We start from the raw sequence: 17,871 nt of genomic DNA, 5'->3' as shown, positions 1-17,871 counted from the left end.
TTTAAGCTAACGTTTTTTATTTTGCAATGCACGCGCGCGCGCTTCGATCACATCATCGCGATTACGTAATTTATGATGATGTAAAATATAAGGTGACGATATGACTGTCTTTAACAGATAATAATTAGGATAGTGATGTAAAATATTTTGCGTCATCTCTGCTGTTAATGGGATAACAATAGGGGTGTAGCGTTCTTTTTGTTCAGTGCTTTCAATCAATTGCCGCAATTCATTTTCAAATTGATGATAATCTACACCTAAAGCTTGATACGTTAATTTATCATGATGACGACAAACAGTTAACGCTTTTTTATATGAACGATGCGCACCTTTAAAATTGCCTCTACGATGATGATAACATGCGGTTGCTAAAAGAATCAGCGCCACTACAGGATCATCTTTTGAAAATGTGGGTTGTGCTTTCCATGCTTCTTCTAATATATCGTGACATAAGAAATAATGTTGTTTTTGATGAAATTGTACATAAAATTCCATAAGTTGTTGATGCAAATGTATCACTCCAAAATTTATTGTTACTCATAAACATGCTATAATACTTTCGGATACAATGCATCCAACTTGCAATAAGAAATGAGGCAAACGCGCATGTATGAGGTGAAATTAGACGCCTTTAATGGTCCTTTAGATTTATTACTCCATTTAATTAAAGAATTTGAAATCGATATTTATGATATTCCGATGAAAGCATTAACAGAACAATATATGCAATATATTCATGCGATGAATCAGCTTGAAATTAACGTTGCAAGTGAGTATTTAGTTGTAGCGAGCGAACTTTTAATGATTAAAAGTCGCATGTTATTGCCTGACATAGAACAAAGTGATGCAGATGAAGAGGATCCACGAGAAGAACTTGTAGAGAAATTGATTGAGTATCAAAATTTTAAAGCATATGCATCGTTATTAGATTCAAAGAAAGAAGCACGTGCGCATTTATATACGAAAACGCCGTCTGATTTATCTCATTATGAAAAATCAGAACGTTTGTCAGAGGACACAACCATCGACTTAACCGAATTAATTGTGGCCTATCAGAAAATGAAAACACGTGTTGCGTTAAAAAAACCAACTCAAGTTCAAATTAGAAAAGAAACGTATACCATTCAACAATCTACAGCACATATTCATTCAAAATTACAACAACAGCAATCCATTACATTTTTTGACTTATTTACATTTAATGAAACGATAGAACATGTTGTGACACATTTTTTAGCATTACTCGAAATGGCTAAAACAGGCATGATACAAATCCAACAAACAGAAGCTTTCCACAATTTTAATATTACTAAAGGAGTCAATTATGACTTTAAATCATAACGAAATCATGACAGCCATCTTGTATACTGTAGGGGAAGATGGCATTGAACGTAAACAATTGGCTGATATTTTAGAAGTTAATGATACGCAATTAACGACATATATAGATCACTTTCATATTGATGGGTTAACTTTACAACAATTCGGAGAAACATTGGTTTTAACGACTGTTGAAGAAGCGGAACCATACATAGAAGCGCTGATTGTCAATAAAGGAAAAGCTAAGCTCTCACAAGCTGCTATGGAGGTCCTCGCAATTATCGCTTACAATCAACCTATGACTCGAAGCGATATTGAAATGATTCGTGGTATTAATTCAGATGGGCCTGTGAAAGCATTAATAGCTAAAGGATTAATTGAACCCAAACAGCACCCGGAAACACGTGGTCAACATTTATATACAACAGATTTATTTTTAAATGTCTTTGGTTTGAAATCTTTAGATGCGCTACCTACAACAGATGAAGATGAAGAAGAAATAGAAAACTTTTTTAGTGAGCTCGTAAATCAGAAAGGAGCAACAGAATGACACAATTTGAACGATTACAAAAACGTATCGCGAACAGCGGTTATACATCTAGACGTAAAGCTGAAACATTAATTCTTGAAGGCAAAGTAGAGGTCAATGGCAAAGTCGTCACAGAACTTGGGACGAAAGTAAGCCCTTCAGACCGCGTAAGTGTCGAAGGTATTCCATTAGAACTTGAGGATAAGTTATACATTTTGTTTTACAAACCGACTCAAGTGATTACGAGTGTATCAGATGACAGAGGAAGAAAAGTTGTTACAGATTACTTTGACGACCTTGATACGCGGATTTACCCAGTTGGACGTTTAGATTATGATACGTCAGGCGTTCTATTATTAACAAACGATGGGGAATTTACGAATTTAATGACCCATCCGAGATATAAAATTCCTAAAACGTATATTGCTAAAATTGAGGGTTATATTTTACGTGAACAAGTAAAAGCTTTAGAAAGTGGTATTCAACTCGAAGATGGTATGACACAACCCGCTAAAGTTAAAGTGAAAAAACAGGACAAAACAAAAAACACGTCACTCATTGAAATTACAATTACTGAGGGACGCAATCGACAAGTGCGCCGTATGTTTGAACACTTTGGTTTTAAAGTGACCAAACTTTCTCGCGTTTCATTTGGTCCTCTTGATTTAAAAGGCTTAGGTGCTGGTGAAGGGCGCGTATTATCCCCTCATGAGGTTAAAACGTTGCGCCAACTCGCTAATCAAGGCTCCACCAAATAAATTGCACAAAATTTGAAATCTAGCTTATTATAATCTTAGTATTATTGTTTGATTATCTATTTAAACATTCCATATGCTATACTAGGCATAGGAATGAATTGTAAGTAGGCGTGGGAGGTATGTCATAATGACTAACGAAATTTTAGTCGTGGATGATGAAGAACGTATCAGAAAATTATTAAAAATATATCTTGAAAGAGAAGGCTATCAAGTCGTTGAAGCTACAGATGGTGAAGAAGCACTCCAGCTCGCGCAAGCGCATGATTACGCGTGTATCTTACTAGATTTAATGTTACCTAAGCGAGATGGTATAGAAGTCGCTACAATGTTACGCGAAACGAAAGAAACACCTATTATCATGTTGACAGCTAAAGGTGAAGAAAATAACCGTGTTGAAGGCTTTGAATCTGGTGCAGACGATTATATCGTCAAGCCATTTTCACCTAGAGAAGTGGTATTACGTGTTAAGGCATTATTACGTCGCACGCAATCTCAACTCACTGATCATAATGAGCCACATGCGCGTGACGTGATTTCATTTAAACACTTGACAATCGATAACGATGCGCATAAAGTTTTAGCGGATGAAACACCTGTTAATTTAACTCCGAAAGAATATGAATTGTTAATATACTTAGCCAAAACACCGAATAAAGTGTTTGATCGTGAACAATTATTAAAAGAAGTTTGGCATTATGAATTTTATGGTGACTTAAGAACTGTAGATACACATGTGAAGCGTTTGCGTGAAAAGCTCAATCGTGTATCAAGTGATGCTGCGCAAATGATTCAAACAGTTTGGGGCGTTGGCTATAAATTTGAAGTCAATGAAAATAATGAAGCGCCTGAATAATGTGGTCATAAAACTGTGGTTAACTATTTTATTAATAGTAACGACAGTTTTAATTTTATTGAGTGCAGCACTCATTACCTTTATGCAGTATTATTTCACGCAACAAACTGAAAATACACTATTTGAAAATGCGAAAAGTATTAATCAAGTGTTAGATGAAAGTAAAGATAGACAAAGTGCCATTCGACAAAGTGATATTATGTTGGAAAAAAATAAAGGATTAATCATCATACCTGACTTTGTTAATTTAAAAGATTCGAACTCAATCAAAGAAAAAATGCTTGAGGAAATCAAAGAGAATAAAGCGTTTGACAAAGTACTCTCTGAGAAAAAATCGGTGCTTCAACATGTCACGGTTAACGTTAAAGGCATCGATCGTACTTACGTATTACTTGGATATCCATCGAAAGATTATAAAGGTCAAGCATCGGCAGTATTTATTTATCAAGATTTAAAAAGTATTGAAGACACGAACAATGTCATCACAATTATTATATTAATTACAGCACTCATTTTCTTGGGCATTTCAACGGTATTCGCATTCTTTTTATCTACAAGAATTACAAATCCATTAAGAGAATTGAAAAACCAAGCTAGAGAAGTAGCGAGAGGTAATTATGCGAAACGTGTACCCGTTCAAACAAAAGATGAAATTGGTGCATTAGCAATGACGTTTAATAAAATGAGTCGTAATATTCAAACGCATATCGATGCGATCACAACGTCTAAAAATATTCGTGACACTTTAATTGATGCGATGGTCGAAGGGGTTCTCGGGATGAACCACCGTCGAGAAATCATTTTATCAAATCAACTGGCTACAAACTTATTACAAGAAATGCCAAAAGAACTCAAAGCAAAATATGACGCTCAAGCGAATCAAACTTTCAAAACGAGACGTACAGAATACGAAGAATATGAGATTAATAAACGTTATTTTGTCATCATTATGAGTTATATCGAACGCATTCAACCAACAGGAGAAAGTGGTTTAGTTGTCGTGATGCGTGATATGACCAATGAACACCATATGGATCAAGTTAAAAAAGATTTCATTGCAAGTGTTTCACATGAGTTACGTACACCTATCTCGTTATTACAAGGTTATACGGAGTCTATTGTGGATGGTGTCGTTACTGAGCCTGACGAAATCAAAGAGTTTCTACTTATTGTCTTAGATGAATCAAGACGTCTATCTCGACTTGTTAATGAATTACTAGATGTCGCGAGAATTGATGCAGAAGGCGTAACAGTGAGCAAAACAGAACAACCGATGAATGATTTAATTCAAAAGATGGCAATTAAATATAAACAAGAAGCATTAGATTTAGGTTTAACTTTAAACTTTCAAATGGATGGCATTATGACACACAACTGGCATTACGATTTTGATCGTATGGAACAAGTTTTAACAAATTTAGTCGACAATGCCGCAAGACATACGAAGCCAGGTGACCGCATTTCTATTTCAGCATCAGAAACTGAAACTGATTATATTTTAACTGTGTCAGATACGGGTGTCGGAATTTCTCCAGAACACCTTGAGAAAGTGTTCGAACGCTTTTATAAAGTTGATGCGTCAAGAAAGCGTGGCAAACAAGGGACAGGATTAGGATTGTTTATTACACGCATGATTGTAGAAGCGCATGGCGGGCATATTTCCGTTATGAGTAAAGTGAATATCGGAACACAATTTAAAATAAAGTTACCAAAAAGACAAGTATAATATTTTCCATTTGTCATTCAGGGACTTAAACCAAGTATCATCATTACACATGCTTTCAAAATGGTTTATAATCAATTTCAAACACTTCGAAATTCTAATCAGTAAAGGGGGGACCATTATGAAACAACGTCAAACGAGACGTATGATTATCGTGGGAATGTTAAGCGCCATAGCATTTGTATTAATGTTTTTAAAATTCCCATTACCATTTTTACCACCGTATTTAACGATTGACTTTAGTGATATCCCTGCACTCATAGCAACATTTTTATTTGGTCCTGTCGCAGGTATTCTAGTAGAATTAATTAAAAATCTACTCAACTTTTTCTTTAATATGAGTGACCCAGTGGGACCAGTAGCTAACTTTTTAGCAGGATGTAGTTTCTTATTAACGAGTTACGTGATTTACAAAAAATCCCGTACTCAACGTGCTTTAATTCTAGGGTTAGTCGTTGCAACAATTGTGATGACAATGGTTTTAAGCGTAATGAATTATTTTGTACTTTTACCATTGTATGGCTTAATTATGAATCTAACGGATATTGTTCATAATTTGAAGGTGATCATTACCGCTGGAATTATCCCATTTAATTTAATCAAAGGTTTATTAATTTCAATTATATTTTTACTTCTATATCCTCGTATTTCTAAAGTTTTAAAAGGTTAATATCATTGATAAAGCCTTTCTTTACTTAAATTGTAAATTAAAGAACACTCAAGCGCATCCTTACCTTAGCGCTCGAGTGTTCTTTATTCATCTATATCATATCATTGAAATGACATTACTATTCAAACTTAAGTGCATCACCGTCAAAAGGTTCTTCCTCCACTTTTATAGAATCAGTTGGACAACCCTCAAATGCATCTTCAAGATCCTCATATAATTCTTCTGGCACAGCTTTAGTCCCTTGGTTATCGTCTAGGATAACATATGCGATACCTTCGTCATCATAGTCATATATGTCAGGCGCAGCAGCACCACATGCTCCACATGCGATACAAGTATCCATATCCACGATTGTGTATTTAGCCAAATTTTTCGCCTCCCTTTTCAAAGTATCACACTCACATTATAATTTTATTGTAGATGGGTGTAAATTAATTTTCAATATTTCCGTTTATAGAATGAGGGCCAAACTATGAAAACTTTAATTCAATATGCTTATACTCAAGCCTCACCATATAAAACTGAAAAAAGCATATATAATATTATCATAGGTAAAAAATCACATCAAACTTTTTTTGATGCTGTTTCCCTAAAGCTTTTTTCTTTATATGGTTTAAATAAAAATTTAACATGGGATACGTATCAAACTATTCTTGAAGAAACGTATACGCCCCAAAATATACCGACATCAAATGAAGTAACGTATGAAACGTTAACACATACGTTTGAATGTGTACAATTACTGATTCAAACACTTTCAAACATGCAGCATCAACAGCCACAATTCATGCCAACCACATCTCACGTACATATTCACGAACACGTTAGACATATGTTCTTTCATATTAAAAAAAATCATCTTGAAACGGATGTTAAATCTGAAATTTACGATGTATTTAAAGCATTAAATTCATGTCACACAACGTCTATTCTTCATTATTTTTTAACAGGTTATGATGAATCTATGTATACGCCACATCAGGTTTCATTGATTGAGGGCATGGATAACGACACATGCACGCGCGCTATTTATTTAGATTTATTTTATCTTACTGATATTTTAAAAGATTCAAATCGCTTTCCAATCTTATCACAATGTTGCGCATCCTTAAACGTCTCTAAAGCAGTATATCGAACATATTGTGATTTAAATAATGGCCATTCGATTGATCAAATATCGAAAATGCATCAAATCTCTATTAATACCGTATATGATCATATCGTCGACTTATTTATAAATGGCTATCTTACTGACATTTCACATTTCATATCAGATACAGCAGCTCTTAATGATTTTATTCATTATTATCATAAACACCCAAAACAACGTTTAAAATTCTATAAAAATACATTTGATATGTTTAGCTACTTTGAAATCAAATTAATTATTATTTATATTTCCAAAGGAGTCTACCATGCTGAATAAAGCGCTAAAACATTATTTTGGATTCGATTCATTCAAACCTGGACAAAAAGATATTATTAAAAAAGTTATGGACGGTCACCATACGTTAGGTGTATTACCAACAGGGAGTGGTAAAAGTTTATGTTATCAACTCCCTACATATATCAAAGGAGAACCAACGCTTATTATTTCACCACTTATATCTTTAATGGATGATCAGGTCATGCAGATGAAAATGAATGGTGAACGTCGTGTTGTTGCGATCCATTCAGGTATGGAAGAGCGTGAAAGACAGCTTGCTTTTAAACAACTTACAACTGCACGCTTTATTTTTGTAAGCCCTGAGTTACTCATGCAACCACATCATTTTAACCGTTTTAAACATTTAAACTTTGGATTAATTGTTCTAGATGAGGCACATTGCTTATCAGAATGGGGATTTGATTTCAGACCACATTATGCCCTCATAGGTCATGTCATTCGTTATTTTAAAGACACCACAATACTCGCATTAACAGCAACGGCTACGCCTCAATTGCTACATGATCTCACCACTGTCATAGAACTACCATTTGAACTATATGATTCAAGCGTAAACCGTTCGAATATCTCATTAAATGTGAAGTTTATGGACTCATATGAAGAGAAACTAAATTGGCTTTTAGGATTCATTGAAGACAGTGGGCCGACCATTATTTACGTTTCTTCAAAAAAAGTGGGCCTACATTTAGCAGGGCGTATTTATGAAGCAGGACATTTGACAGGTCTTTATCATGGAGATTTATCTTATCAAGAACGTCAAACCGTTCAACATCAATTTATAAACAATGAAATCAAAATCATTGTCGCAACAAGTGCGTTTGGAATGGGCATTAATAAACCGAATATTAGATCTGTCGTTCATTTTCATGCACCTTACAGTCCATCAAGTTATATCCAGGAAATTGGCAGAGCAGGGCGTGACGGGGCGTTAAGCCAAGCCATATTATTGTATCAACCAGATGACCAGTATTTGATGGAAAACTTAATGACGTTAAATGCCATTGATCAAACAGATATCACTCTGTATGAACAAGGACAACTTATCGATGAAGAAAAGCGACAGATTATCGAAACGTTGAGGCAACGTTTTCAAATCAACACATTAGCACAAATTTTTAGTAATCAATCACAATTAAAGCATCGTGCATATAGACATATGATGCATTTTATAATGACTCAACAATGTCGTCGTGCCGTAATACTACGTTACTTTAATACGACGGAAGTACAAGAACAACATTGTTGCGATATATGTGACAATATATTTCAGATCACAGAAAAAAATGGCAAAAAAGTAAAAAGGCAATTAAATTATATAGAAAAGCTCAAAAGTTTACTCGATTAGCTTCAATTCACTTTACTTTGCATTTTTAAAATCGCTATAATTAATACACAACTATGATGATCCAGGGGATGGTTTACTGTTCATTTTAGCTACTTTTTGAAAACAGTAATTAAATCGCAAAATGATGTTTTAAATGTTTCAAGATAAGCTATATATACAGTAATAGAAAGGGTGAATACTTTGTCAAAAGATAATTTTAAGGATGATTTTGAACGTAATCGTCAAGAAATTAAACCAAATCAATCTGAACCAACTCATAAAGAGACAGATCAAGATGAAACTTCATTTGATGTTAAAGATGAACATCAGCATTTTCCACCTAGAAACGCATCACGACGTCACCGTAAACGTGATTTAGGCCAACCATCAGATGTCAAGGCACATTCCGATAACAATGATGAACAAACATCACACGAAGGACAAGGTAAACGTCCTGGGATTCTTGGAGGCTTCGTCAACAAAAAGTCATCTTCTCATGATGATCAACGTAATGTACAGACTCAGTCACATGATCAAGCATCTCAACGAGGTGAAAAAATTAGAGATTACGCTAAAGACGATGCGCAGGTTACGCGTCATCATACACGTGACGATGGACGTCCAGAACATCACGGTGGCCGACATCGTGAACAAATACAATATGATGATACATTGAAGACTGAGAGTGAAACAGAGCATGCGGATCGAAAACATGTTGGAACACAATATAGTTCATCAACATCTCCGTCGAATGACGATACTCGTGAAAGATCACGCAATATAAGTGCTTCGCCTAAGGAAGACCAACATCGTAGCACAAACCTCGGCAATGAAACATTGGATAAACAATCCAAACAAATTGATGCCAATCATCGTCATGCTAAACGACATGAAACGACCCAAGAAGATGTACATACATCTCAACGTGACCTTAAAGGTAAAAAAGTTGCTGCAGGTGCTGCCACTGCCGGTGTTGCCGGCGCTGCTGCTAAACACCATCATGATAAAAAAGAGGCACAACGTCACAATCAAAATGACGTCAATTCACGTTCTAAAGAAGATGCACATCGTGATCCTAAACATGACGACCTTCAAAAGCACAATGGTAAAAAAGTTGCTGCGGGTGCTGCCGCTGCTGGTGTAGCCGGCGCTGCTGCTAAACATCATCATGATAAAAAAGAGGCACAACGTCACAATCAAAATGACGTCAATTCACGTTCTAAAGAAGATGCACATCGTGATCCTAAACATGACGACCTTCAAAAGCACAATGGTAAAAAAGTTGCTACGGGTACTGCCGTTGCTGGAGTTGCCGGCGCTGCTGCTAAACACCATCATGATAAAAAAGAGGCACAACGTCATAATCAAAATGATGTCAATTCACGTTCTCAAGAAGATGCACATCGTGATCCTAAACATGACGACCGTCAAAAGCACAATGGTAAAAAAGTTGCTGCGGGTGCTGCCGCTGCTGGTGTAGCCGGCGCCGCTGCTAAACATCATCATGATAAAAAAGAAAATCATAACCGTTCCCGTAATAAAGAGTTGGCGGGGACAGGCGCTGCTACTGGTGCGAACCATGGACATGGTCATGATAATCACGGAAAAGAAAAACGTGGCGGTTGTATAAAACGTATCATACCGCTTCTTGCTGCATTACTATTGTTAGGTGCTTTAGCGATATTTGGAGGAATGTATTTATTTAACCAAGGTAATAATGATAACCACGATAAGGGCAAACAAACAGAAGTAGCTAAAAATGATAAAGCTAAAGATAAAGAAACTAAAGATAAAGAAGCTGATAAAGACAAAGCTCAAAAAGATAATGAGTCTAAAGATAAAAATTCAAATGAAGACGCTACTTCTCAAAGTAATGACCCTTCACAACAAAACAATCAACAAAACGGTATGAATCAGCAAGGTCAAACACCACAAAATCAGCAAAATCAAAATACACAAAATCAAAACCAGCAAAACCAAGCGGGTGGACAATCACATACAGTTTCGGGTAATGAAAACTTATACCGTATAGCTATACGCTACTATGGTAATGGGTCACCTGAAAATGTTGAAAAAATTAGAAGAGCCAACGGTATTTCTGGAAACAACATCAGCAATGGACAACACTTAATTATTCCATAAACAAATAAAAAATAAATTTTCAAAGTGATGTAAAAATTCAATATATTTTTGCATCACTTTTTATGATTTCTGTAAAAATCGCAAAGATTGTCAACTTTATAAACAACAAACATTTCCATTTTGTTCTAACCATGATATTGCTATAATATATCATGGACAAATGAGAACGATGTCATCGTTTAGTACGGTAAGGAGGTAGATTCCTATCTTCATTGACGCACCTGTCGTGATTAGGAATCGCGAATTATGATTAAAATTGAAAGTATCATTATAGGCGGCGGACCTTGTGGATTGAGCGCTGCAATTGAACAAAAGAAAAAGGGTATTGAGACTTTGATTATAGAGAAGGGGAATATCGTTAATGCTATTTATCATTATCCAACGCATCAAACGTTTTTCTCATCAAGTGATAAGTTAAGTATTGGGGATGTACCATTCATCGTTGAGGATTTAAAACCACGTAGAAATCAAGCGCTTGTTTATTATCGTGAAGTCGTGAAACATCATCAATTATCGATTAACGCGTTTGAAGAAGTGTTAACGGTTCGTAAAATAGACGATCATTTTACTATTACTACAACTAAAAATGTCTATCAATGTCGTTTTCTAACTGTTGCAACAGGCTATTACGGGCAACATAATACTTTAGAGGTAGATGGTGCAACCCTACCTAAAGTCATGCATTACTTTAAAGAAGCACATCCTTATTTTGATCAAGACGTCGTAATTATTGGAGGAAAAAACTCAGCGGTAGATGCTGCAATCGAATTAGAAAAAGCTGGTGCACGTGTAACTGTCATTTATCGTGGTGCTGATTATTCACCTTCGATCAAACCATGGATTTTGCCTAATTTTGATTCACTTGTACGTCGTAATAATATTAAAATGCACTTTAACAGTCATGTTACTCAAATTACTGAAGATAGCGTCACTTTTGAAACGCAAGGTGTAACTGAGACAATCCATAATGACTATGTTTTTGCAATGATAGGATATCATCCAGATTATGAATTTTTAAATGCGATTGGTATCGAAACGCGTACAAATGAATTTGGAACAGCACCTGTTTATAACAAAGATACGTATGAAACAAATGTGCATAACTGTTATATTGCAGGTGTTATTGCTGCAGGTAACGATGCGAATACCATTTTTATTGAAAATGGTAAGTATCATGCCAACGATATTGCAAATGATATTTTATCTAAAAAACAAGCTCCTCTTGAATCATAATAGTAAAAAACTGCCGATCATTTAAAAGATCGACAGTTTTTATTATTTATTAAAGTAAATTCGCAAATCATCATTCGCCAATTGTTGACTGAGCGCCACAAGTAATTTGAGTCGTGCTTTTTGACCATTGAGTCCGTTAGAAAATATCACACCTTTTTGATGTAATTGGTGTCCGCCTCCCTCATATGCATATACAGCACTTACAATACCGTTAAAAGAACGCGACACTAATACAACTGGGATATCTTTCTCTAAACATTCATTTAATCCAGCCATAGCAGTTGGAGGGAGGTTCCCTTGACCCAATGCTTCAATCACAATCCCATTTACGTTATTGTGTGCGTAATAGGAGAGCATTTCACTTCCCATCCCCATATGCGCTTTTATTAAAGCAACATTTAAACTTTCATCAATCGTCGTTAATACTTCTTGTCTATATGGTTTATGGTGAAATAAAATTCCAGATTTTGTAATGACCCCTAAGGGACCATGATTAGGACTTTGGAAAGTGTTTGTATTAGAAGTATGTGTTTTTGTAACATTACGTGCGGTATGGATCTCATCATTAAAAACAACCATGACCCCTTTATCATGGGATTCATCATGAATTGCTACACGAATCGCTGAAATAAAATTATATAATCCATCTGATCCGATTTCATTTGATGAACGCATCGCACCTGTTAAAATGACAGGTTTTGAAGTTGCAACTGTTAAATCTAATAAATACGCAGTTTCTTCAAGCGTATCTGTCCCATGTGTAATGACAAAACCGTCATAGCGAGACGCATATTGTTCGATAAGTGACTTCAGCGTTTTTACATGTGTTAAATTCATATGGGGTGAAGGGACATTAAAAGGCATCATTTCATCTATCTCAGCATATCTTTCAATGACATTTTGATGCTGCGCAATTGGATTTTCATCATTTGTTGAAACTCTGTTAGATTCATCTTCTGACATACTGATTGTACCACCCGTATGAATCACTAATAATGATTTCATATGTTTCCTCCTCGATAAAACGTACGTTATTATGATAAAATATTATTAACTAAACAACAAGGAAGGTATAGAATGACAGCTATAAATATTGCTTTAGATGGCCCCGCTGCAGCAGGTAAAAGTACAATTGCAAAACATGTTGCTGCACAATTAGGAATGATTTATGTCGATACAGGAGCGATGTATCGTGCAATCACTTACCATTATTTAAAAAACAAATCACAATTTACAAATTTTAAAGACCTTATCTCAAATATTCAACTTGAATTAATTTATGACCCTGATAAAGGGCAACGTGTACTTCTTCAAGACGAAGATATAACAGATTATTTAAGAGAAAATGACGTCACACAAAATGTTTCTTATGTCTCCTCAATGCAAGAAGTTCGTGAATTTTTAGTTGAAGCGCAACAAAAGCTTGCGATTGAAAAAGGAATTGTCATGGACGGGCGTGATATTGGTACAACAGTACTTCCAAATGCAGAATTAAAAGTTTATATGATTGCATCTGTCGAAGAACGTGCGATGCGTCGTTTAAAAGACAACGAAGCACGTGGTATTGATGCAACATACGAACAACTTATGAAAGACATTGCTGAGCGTGATGCCTATGACATGAACCGTGAAATCTCACCACTTAGAAAAGCTGACGATGCGATTGAAATTGATACAACTGGCTTAACGATTGAGCAAGTTACAGAACGCATCATTTCATTAGCTCGATCGGCACAAAATCAAATAAACTAAATTTTTTTAGTTTAGTTTTAAGCGTAACACCAGTAAAAATACAGAATTTAATTTTTACTGGTCGAGACCATCGTATATTGTCATATTCTATGATGCATTTTTATTTTTTTATAAAAATTTTACTCATTTTGTATTCTCAAAGCGCTTAATTCTAACTTATCTAAATTTCTTGACAATTTTACACTTTTATAAGATGTTAGTATTATGTAGTAGTATAAGGAGGCATTCATGATGACTGAAGAATTCAATGAATCAATGATTAAAGACATTAAAGAGGGCGATAAGGTAACAGGCGAGGTACAACAAATTGAAGATAAACATGTTGTTGTACACGTTAATGGCGGAAAATATAACGGAATCATCCCAATAAGCCAGTTATCAACACATCATATTGATAATGCAAATGAAGTAGTAAAAGTCGGAGATGAAATTGGAGCATATGTAACTAAAATCGAAGTAGATGAAGACAACGACACAGGTAGTTACATTCTTTCAAAAAGACAATTAGAAGAAGAGAAATCATATGAATTTCTACAAGAAAAATTAGATAATAATGAAACAATTGAAGCCAAAGTAACAGAAGTTGTTAAAGGTGGCTTGGTTGTTGACGTTGGACAAAGGGGTTTCATTCCGGCATCGCTAATTTCAACTGATTTCATTGAAGATTTCTCAGATTATGAAGGTAAAGTTCTTGAATTAAAAGTAGAAGAACTTGACCCATCTAATAATCGTGTCATCCTAAGCCGTAAAGCTGTAGAAGCAGAAGAAAACGCAAAGAAAAAAGAAGAACTGTTAAAATCTATTAAAGCTGGCGACGTAATCGAAGGAAAAGTTGCACGATTAACAAACTTTGGTGCATTTATTGATCTTGGTGGCGTAGATGGTTTAGTACACGTATCTGAGTTATCTCATGAACACGTTAAATCACCTGAGGAAGTTGTTTCAATTGGTGATACTGTAAAAGTGAAAGTTCGCTCTGTTGAACAAGACTCAGAACGCATTTCATTATCTATTAAAGATACGTTACCGAGCCCTTTTGAAACAATTCAAGAGACATACAGTGAGGGTGACATTGTTGACGGTAAAGTGATGAGACTCGCTAACTTTGGTGCTTTTGTAGAAATTGATAAAGGCTTACAAGGGTTAGTTCACATCTCTGAAATTAGTCACAAACATATTGGTACACCAAATGAAGTATTGGAACCAGGACAAGCAGTTAAAGTTAAAATTTTAGGTATTAATCCTGAAGAAGAACGCATTTCACTTTCGATTAAAGCTGCATTACCTCAAGAAGAAACTAATGAAGCATCTGAAGAAACAACAAAATCTTACACTCAATCTTCTGAGGATGAAAATGAAAATAATCCAACACTCGGTGATGTGTTCGGAGATAAATTAAAAGACTTAAATTTATAATCTTTTTGGCAGAGACATGCATCTCGTATGTCTCTGCTTTTTTATTTTTAATCAAAAGGCCTGTCCATGATATAATGAACAATGATGCAACCCATTCATATTTAGACTTTTAAGGGAATGAACATATGTATGTGTGTCGAGTATGTAAATAAAAACAGTCTTACATACGTCCTTTTAAAATGACAATTCTTTATGCTAAAATAATAAGGATATTTAAAGAGAGGAAGAACAATCATGACGAAACCAGTTGTAGCGATTGTTGGAAGACCAAATGTAGGGAAATCAACAATTTTCAATCGCATCGTTGGGGAACGTGTTTCAATCGTTGAAGATACACCAGGTGTTACACGAGACAGAATTTATTCAAGTGGCGATTGGCTTACACATGAATTTAATATTATAGATACAGGCGGTATTGAAATCGGAGATGCACCATTTCAAACTCAAATTAGAGCGCAAGCAGAACTCGCAATAGAAGAAGCAGACGTCATCATTTTTATGGTTAACGTGCGCGAGGGCCTAACACAAAGCGACGAAATGGTTGCACAAATGCTTTATAAATCAAAAAAACCAGTTGTTCTAGCTGTAAATAAAGTTGATAATCCTGAAATGAGAAATGATATTTATGATTTTTATTCATTAGGTTTTGGTGAACCCTATCCATTATCAGGTTCTCACGGCTTAGGTTTAGGAGATTTACTCGATGCTGTTGCACGCCACTTTAAAGAAGACATTGAAGATGAATATGATGAAGATACAATTCGTCTCTCATTAATCGGACGCCCAAATGTAGGAAAATCTAGCCTTGTCAATGCCATACTTGGTGAGGAGCGAGTGATTGTTTCAAATGTGGCTGGAACTACACGTGATGCAATCGATACAGAATACACATATGATGATCAAAAATATGTATTGATTGATACAGCAGGGATGCGTAAAAAAGGAAAAGTATACGAATCTACTGAAAAATATTCCGTATTGCGCGCATTAAAAGCGATAGAACGTTCTAATGTTGTACTTGTAGTCATAGATGCTGAAACGGGTATAATCGAACAAGATAAGCGTGTCGCAGGGTATGCACATGAAGAAGGAAAAGCGATTGTTATCGTTGTTAATAAATGGGACACTGTTGAAAAAGATAGTAAAACAATGAAAAAATTTATGGATGATATTCGTCAAAACTTCCAATTCTTAGATTATGCTCAAATTGCATTCGTATCTGCTAAAGAACGTGCACGTTTGCAAACATTATTCCCATTAATCAATGAAGCAAGCGAAAACCATAAGAAGCGTGTCCAAAGTTCGACTTTAAACGAAGTGATTACAGACGCGATTTCAATGAATCCAACACCGACGGATAAAGGCCGTCGATTAAATGTTTTTTACGCTACGCAAGTTGCCATAGAACCACCGACATTTGTAGTGTTTGTGAATGATGTAGAATTGCTACACTTCTCCTATAAACGCTATTTAGAAAATCAGATACGACAAGCGTTCGGATTTGAAGGTACGCCGGTTCATATCATTGCTAGAAAACGAAATTAAATTCGGAGGAATCAAAATGAGCAATATAACAGTATTTGGTACAGGAAGTTTTGGTAGTGCACTTGCCAACGTCCTAGCTGAAAATAAACACCATGTATTAATGTGGGGGAAAAACCAATCTACTATCGATGAAATCAATACACAACACACAAATGTAAATTATTTAAAAGATGCACAATTGGATACTACAATTAAAGCAACAACACATTTGGACGCAGCAATCGACCATTCAGATATTTTTATTATTGCATTACCTACAAAAGCGATTCGAGAAGTGATGGGTCAAGTGAACGAAAAGCTTCACTCTAAGAAATCATTCATCCATGTGACGAAAGGTATTGAGAATGGTACATTCAAACGTGTTTCCGAAATGCTCGAAGATACCATCTCACCTGACTTTAATGCTGGCATTGGCATTTTATCAGGCCCAAGTCATGCAGAAGAAGTTGTTATTAAACAACCGACTACAGTTGCTGCCGCATCTGAAAATCCTAAGTTACGCCAATTAATTCAAGACCTATTTATGACAGATTACTTACGCGTATATACGAATGATGATTTAGTAGGTGTGGAACTTGGAGGCGCGCTCAAAAATATTATCGCCATAGCGAGTGGTGTTGTATCAGGCATGGGCTATGGAGATAACGCAAAAGCTGCCTTAATCACGCGCGGACTTGCTGAAATCACACGTTTAGGCGTTAAATTAGGTGCTGACCCTCTGACTTTTCAAGGTCTAGGCGGTATCGGCGACCTCATCGTTACTTGTACATCTACGCATTCTCGAAACTTTTCATTGGGGTACAAACTTGGTAAAGGTCAAAAGCTTGATGACATTTTAAAAGATATGAACATGGTGGCTGAAGGTGTGTATACAACACAATCTGTTTATAACCTCGCACAACAAGAAGGTGTAGAAATGCCAATTACTAAAGCATTGTACCGCGTTTTATTTGAAGATCAACCAGTAGAAAAAGAATTGAAAATCTTAATGGGCAGAGATAAAAAAGCTGAATAACTTCAAATTTATAATTTTTTTGTAAAATGACTGTTTATGGCGTTAAGCTAAAGGGTACAATAAAAGCGCGTATCTATATGCGTAACGCCAATTCTTGGTGTATTTTACAACTTTTCCACACAATTTAAGGTACTTGTAACTTAA

Annotated in this window: 17 protein-coding genes; 14 read left to right on the top strand and 3 right to left on the bottom strand. The window is 35.5% G+C overall.

Features of this window, described 5'->3' with window-relative positions; all coding sequences use genetic code 11:
- Positions 1-6 precede the first annotated feature (6 nt).
- Positions 7-519 carry a DUF309 domain-containing protein gene (locus G8Y85_RS05005; protein WP_420915837.1) on the bottom strand — a complete coding sequence of 171 codons (513 nt, stop codon included), beginning with the start codon at positions 517-519 and terminating at the stop codon, positions 7-9.
- Positions 520-606: 87 nt separating this feature from the next.
- On the opposite strand from G8Y85_RS05005, the gene G8Y85_RS05000 reads away from it, so the two are divergent.
- The 6 genes from G8Y85_RS05000 to G8Y85_RS04975 all read left to right on the top strand — a co-directional run bounded on the left by G8Y85_RS05000 (position 607) and on the right by G8Y85_RS04975 (position 5,853).
- Complete coding sequence (locus G8Y85_RS05000) at positions 607-1,341, top strand: segregation and condensation protein A (RefSeq protein ID WP_060551093.1); 735 nt, start codon at positions 607-609, stop codon at positions 1,339-1,341.
- A complete protein-coding gene (gene scpB, locus G8Y85_RS04995; protein WP_165805515.1) occupies positions 1,325-1,870 on the top strand; it encodes an SMC-Scp complex subunit ScpB in 546 nt (181 codons plus the stop codon). The genes G8Y85_RS05000 and scpB overlap by 17 nt, the downstream gene beginning before the upstream one ends.
- A complete protein-coding gene (locus G8Y85_RS04990) occupies positions 1,867-2,607 on the top strand; it encodes a pseudouridine synthase (protein WP_037564259.1) in 741 nt (246 codons plus the stop codon). The genes scpB and G8Y85_RS04990 overlap by 4 nt, the downstream gene beginning before the upstream one ends.
- 127 nt (positions 2,608-2,734) lie before the next feature.
- Complete coding sequence (locus G8Y85_RS04985; RefSeq protein ID WP_060551091.1) at positions 2,735-3,460, top strand: response regulator; 726 nt, start codon at positions 2,735-2,737, stop codon at positions 3,458-3,460.
- Positions 3,444-5,186 carry an ATP-binding protein gene (locus tag G8Y85_RS04980; RefSeq protein WP_060552477.1) on the top strand — a complete coding sequence of 581 codons (1,743 nt, stop codon included), beginning with the start codon at positions 3,444-3,446 and terminating at the stop codon, positions 5,184-5,186. The genes G8Y85_RS04985 and G8Y85_RS04980 overlap by 17 nt, the downstream gene beginning before the upstream one ends.
- 118 nt (positions 5,187-5,304) lie before the next feature.
- The gene (locus G8Y85_RS04975) at positions 5,305-5,853 is read left to right on the top strand and encodes an ECF transporter S component (RefSeq protein WP_060551090.1); all 549 of its coding nucleotides are present in this window, start codon (positions 5,305-5,307) and stop codon (positions 5,851-5,853) included.
- Positions 5,854-5,971: 118 nt separating this feature from the next.
- Here the strand turns inward: G8Y85_RS04975 and G8Y85_RS04970 are convergent, their stop codons facing one another.
- Positions 5,972-6,220: a ferredoxin gene (locus G8Y85_RS04970; protein WP_037564263.1), complete on the bottom strand. Its 249-nt coding sequence runs from the start codon at positions 6,218-6,220 to the stop codon at positions 5,972-5,974.
- A gap of 105 nt (positions 6,221-6,325) precedes the next feature.
- Between G8Y85_RS04970 and G8Y85_RS04965 the strand changes: the two genes are divergently transcribed.
- The 4 genes from G8Y85_RS04965 to ypdA all read left to right on the top strand — a co-directional run bounded on the left by G8Y85_RS04965 (position 6,326) and on the right by ypdA (position 11,999).
- On the top strand, positions 6,326-7,279 hold the full coding sequence (locus G8Y85_RS04965) for a helix-turn-helix domain-containing protein (protein WP_165805514.1): 954 nt from the start codon (positions 6,326-6,328) through the stop codon (positions 7,277-7,279).
- Positions 7,269-8,645 carry a RecQ family ATP-dependent DNA helicase gene (locus tag G8Y85_RS04960; protein WP_165805513.1) on the top strand — a complete coding sequence of 459 codons (1,377 nt, stop codon included), beginning with the start codon at positions 7,269-7,271 and terminating at the stop codon, positions 8,643-8,645. The genes G8Y85_RS04965 and G8Y85_RS04960 overlap by 11 nt, the downstream gene beginning before the upstream one ends.
- A gap of 180 nt (positions 8,646-8,825) precedes the next feature.
- The gene (locus G8Y85_RS04955) at positions 8,826-10,766 is read left to right on the top strand and encodes a LysM peptidoglycan-binding domain-containing protein (RefSeq protein WP_165805512.1); all 1,941 of its coding nucleotides are present in this window, start codon (positions 8,826-8,828) and stop codon (positions 10,764-10,766) included.
- Positions 10,767-11,012: 246 nt separating this feature from the next.
- Complete coding sequence (ypdA, locus tag G8Y85_RS04950) at positions 11,013-11,999, top strand: bacillithiol disulfide reductase YpdA (RefSeq protein WP_060551086.1); 987 nt, start codon at positions 11,013-11,015, stop codon at positions 11,997-11,999.
- Positions 12,000-12,041: 42 nt separating this feature from the next.
- On the opposite strand, the gene G8Y85_RS04945 is transcribed toward ypdA, so the two are convergent.
- Positions 12,042-13,004 carry an asparaginase gene (locus G8Y85_RS04945; RefSeq protein ID WP_107370911.1) on the bottom strand — a complete coding sequence of 321 codons (963 nt, stop codon included), beginning with the start codon at positions 13,002-13,004 and terminating at the stop codon, positions 12,042-12,044.
- 72 nt (positions 13,005-13,076) lie between these two features.
- Between G8Y85_RS04945 and cmk the strand changes: the two genes are divergently transcribed.
- The 4 genes from cmk (at position 13,077) to G8Y85_RS04925 (ending at position 17,727) form a co-directional block, all read left to right on the top strand.
- Entirely contained in the window at positions 13,077-13,751 is a 675-nt protein-coding gene (cmk, locus tag G8Y85_RS04940) for a (d)CMP kinase (RefSeq protein ID WP_060551084.1), read from the top strand.
- Between the two features lie 231 nt (positions 13,752-13,982).
- Positions 13,983-15,167: a 30S ribosomal protein S1 gene (gene rpsA / locus G8Y85_RS04935; protein WP_103345976.1), complete on the top strand. Its 1,185-nt coding sequence runs from the start codon at positions 13,983-13,985 to the stop codon at positions 15,165-15,167.
- 234 nt (positions 15,168-15,401) lie between these two features.
- Complete coding sequence (gene der, locus G8Y85_RS04930; protein ID WP_060551082.1) at positions 15,402-16,712, top strand: ribosome biogenesis GTPase Der; 1,311 nt, start codon at positions 15,402-15,404, stop codon at positions 16,710-16,712.
- Positions 16,713-16,728: 16 nt separating this feature from the next.
- The gene (locus tag G8Y85_RS04925; RefSeq protein WP_103345977.1) at positions 16,729-17,727 is read left to right on the top strand and encodes an NAD(P)H-dependent glycerol-3-phosphate dehydrogenase; all 999 of its coding nucleotides are present in this window, start codon (positions 16,729-16,731) and stop codon (positions 17,725-17,727) included.
- The last annotated feature ends 144 nt before the right edge of the window (positions 17,728-17,871 follow it).

Origin of the sequence: Staphylococcus sp. 11007852 (assembly GCF_011394325.1) — a bacterium.
Taxonomy (GTDB): Bacteria; Bacillota; Bacilli; order Staphylococcales; family Staphylococcaceae; genus Staphylococcus; species Staphylococcus agnetis.
The sequence above is the reverse complement of the archived record's forward strand: the minus strand, read 5'-3'. Positions and strand labels throughout refer to the sequence as shown.

Bases quoted from the DNA above. Each gene is read 5' to 3' on its own strand.
- G8Y85_RS05000 (WP_060551093.1), top strand. From the start codon at position 607: ATGTATGAGGTGAAATTAGACGCCTTTAATGGTCCTTTAGATTTATTA.
- scpB (WP_165805515.1), top strand. From the start codon at position 1,325: ATGACTTTAAATCATAACGAAATCATGACAGCCATCTTGTATACTGTA.
- G8Y85_RS04990 (WP_037564259.1), top strand. From the start codon at position 1,867: ATGACACAATTTGAACGATTACAAAAACGTATCGCGAACAGCGGTTAT.
- G8Y85_RS04985 (WP_060551091.1), top strand. From the start codon at position 2,735: ATGACTAACGAAATTTTAGTCGTGGATGATGAAGAACGTATCAGAAAA.
- G8Y85_RS04980 (WP_060552477.1), top strand. From the start codon at position 3,444: ATGAAGCGCCTGAATAATGTGGTCATAAAACTGTGGTTAACTATTTTA.
- G8Y85_RS04975 (WP_060551090.1), top strand. From the start codon at position 5,305: ATGAAACAACGTCAAACGAGACGTATGATTATCGTGGGAATGTTAAGC.
- G8Y85_RS04965 (WP_165805514.1), top strand. From the start codon at position 6,326: ATGAAAACTTTAATTCAATATGCTTATACTCAAGCCTCACCATATAAA.
- G8Y85_RS04960 (WP_165805513.1), top strand. From the start codon at position 7,269: ATGCTGAATAAAGCGCTAAAACATTATTTTGGATTCGATTCATTCAAA.
- ypdA (WP_060551086.1), top strand. From the start codon at position 11,013: ATGATTAAAATTGAAAGTATCATTATAGGCGGCGGACCTTGTGGATTG.
- G8Y85_RS04945 (WP_107370911.1), bottom strand. From the start codon at position 13,004: ATGAAATCATTATTAGTGATTCATACGGGTGGTACAATCAGTATGTCA.
- cmk (WP_060551084.1), top strand. From the start codon at position 13,077: ATGACAGCTATAAATATTGCTTTAGATGGCCCCGCTGCAGCAGGTAAA.
- rpsA (WP_103345976.1), top strand. From the start codon at position 13,983: ATGACTGAAGAATTCAATGAATCAATGATTAAAGACATTAAAGAGGGC.
- der (WP_060551082.1), top strand. From the start codon at position 15,402: ATGACGAAACCAGTTGTAGCGATTGTTGGAAGACCAAATGTAGGGAAA.
- G8Y85_RS04925 (WP_103345977.1), top strand. From the start codon at position 16,729: ATGAGCAATATAACAGTATTTGGTACAGGAAGTTTTGGTAGTGCACTT.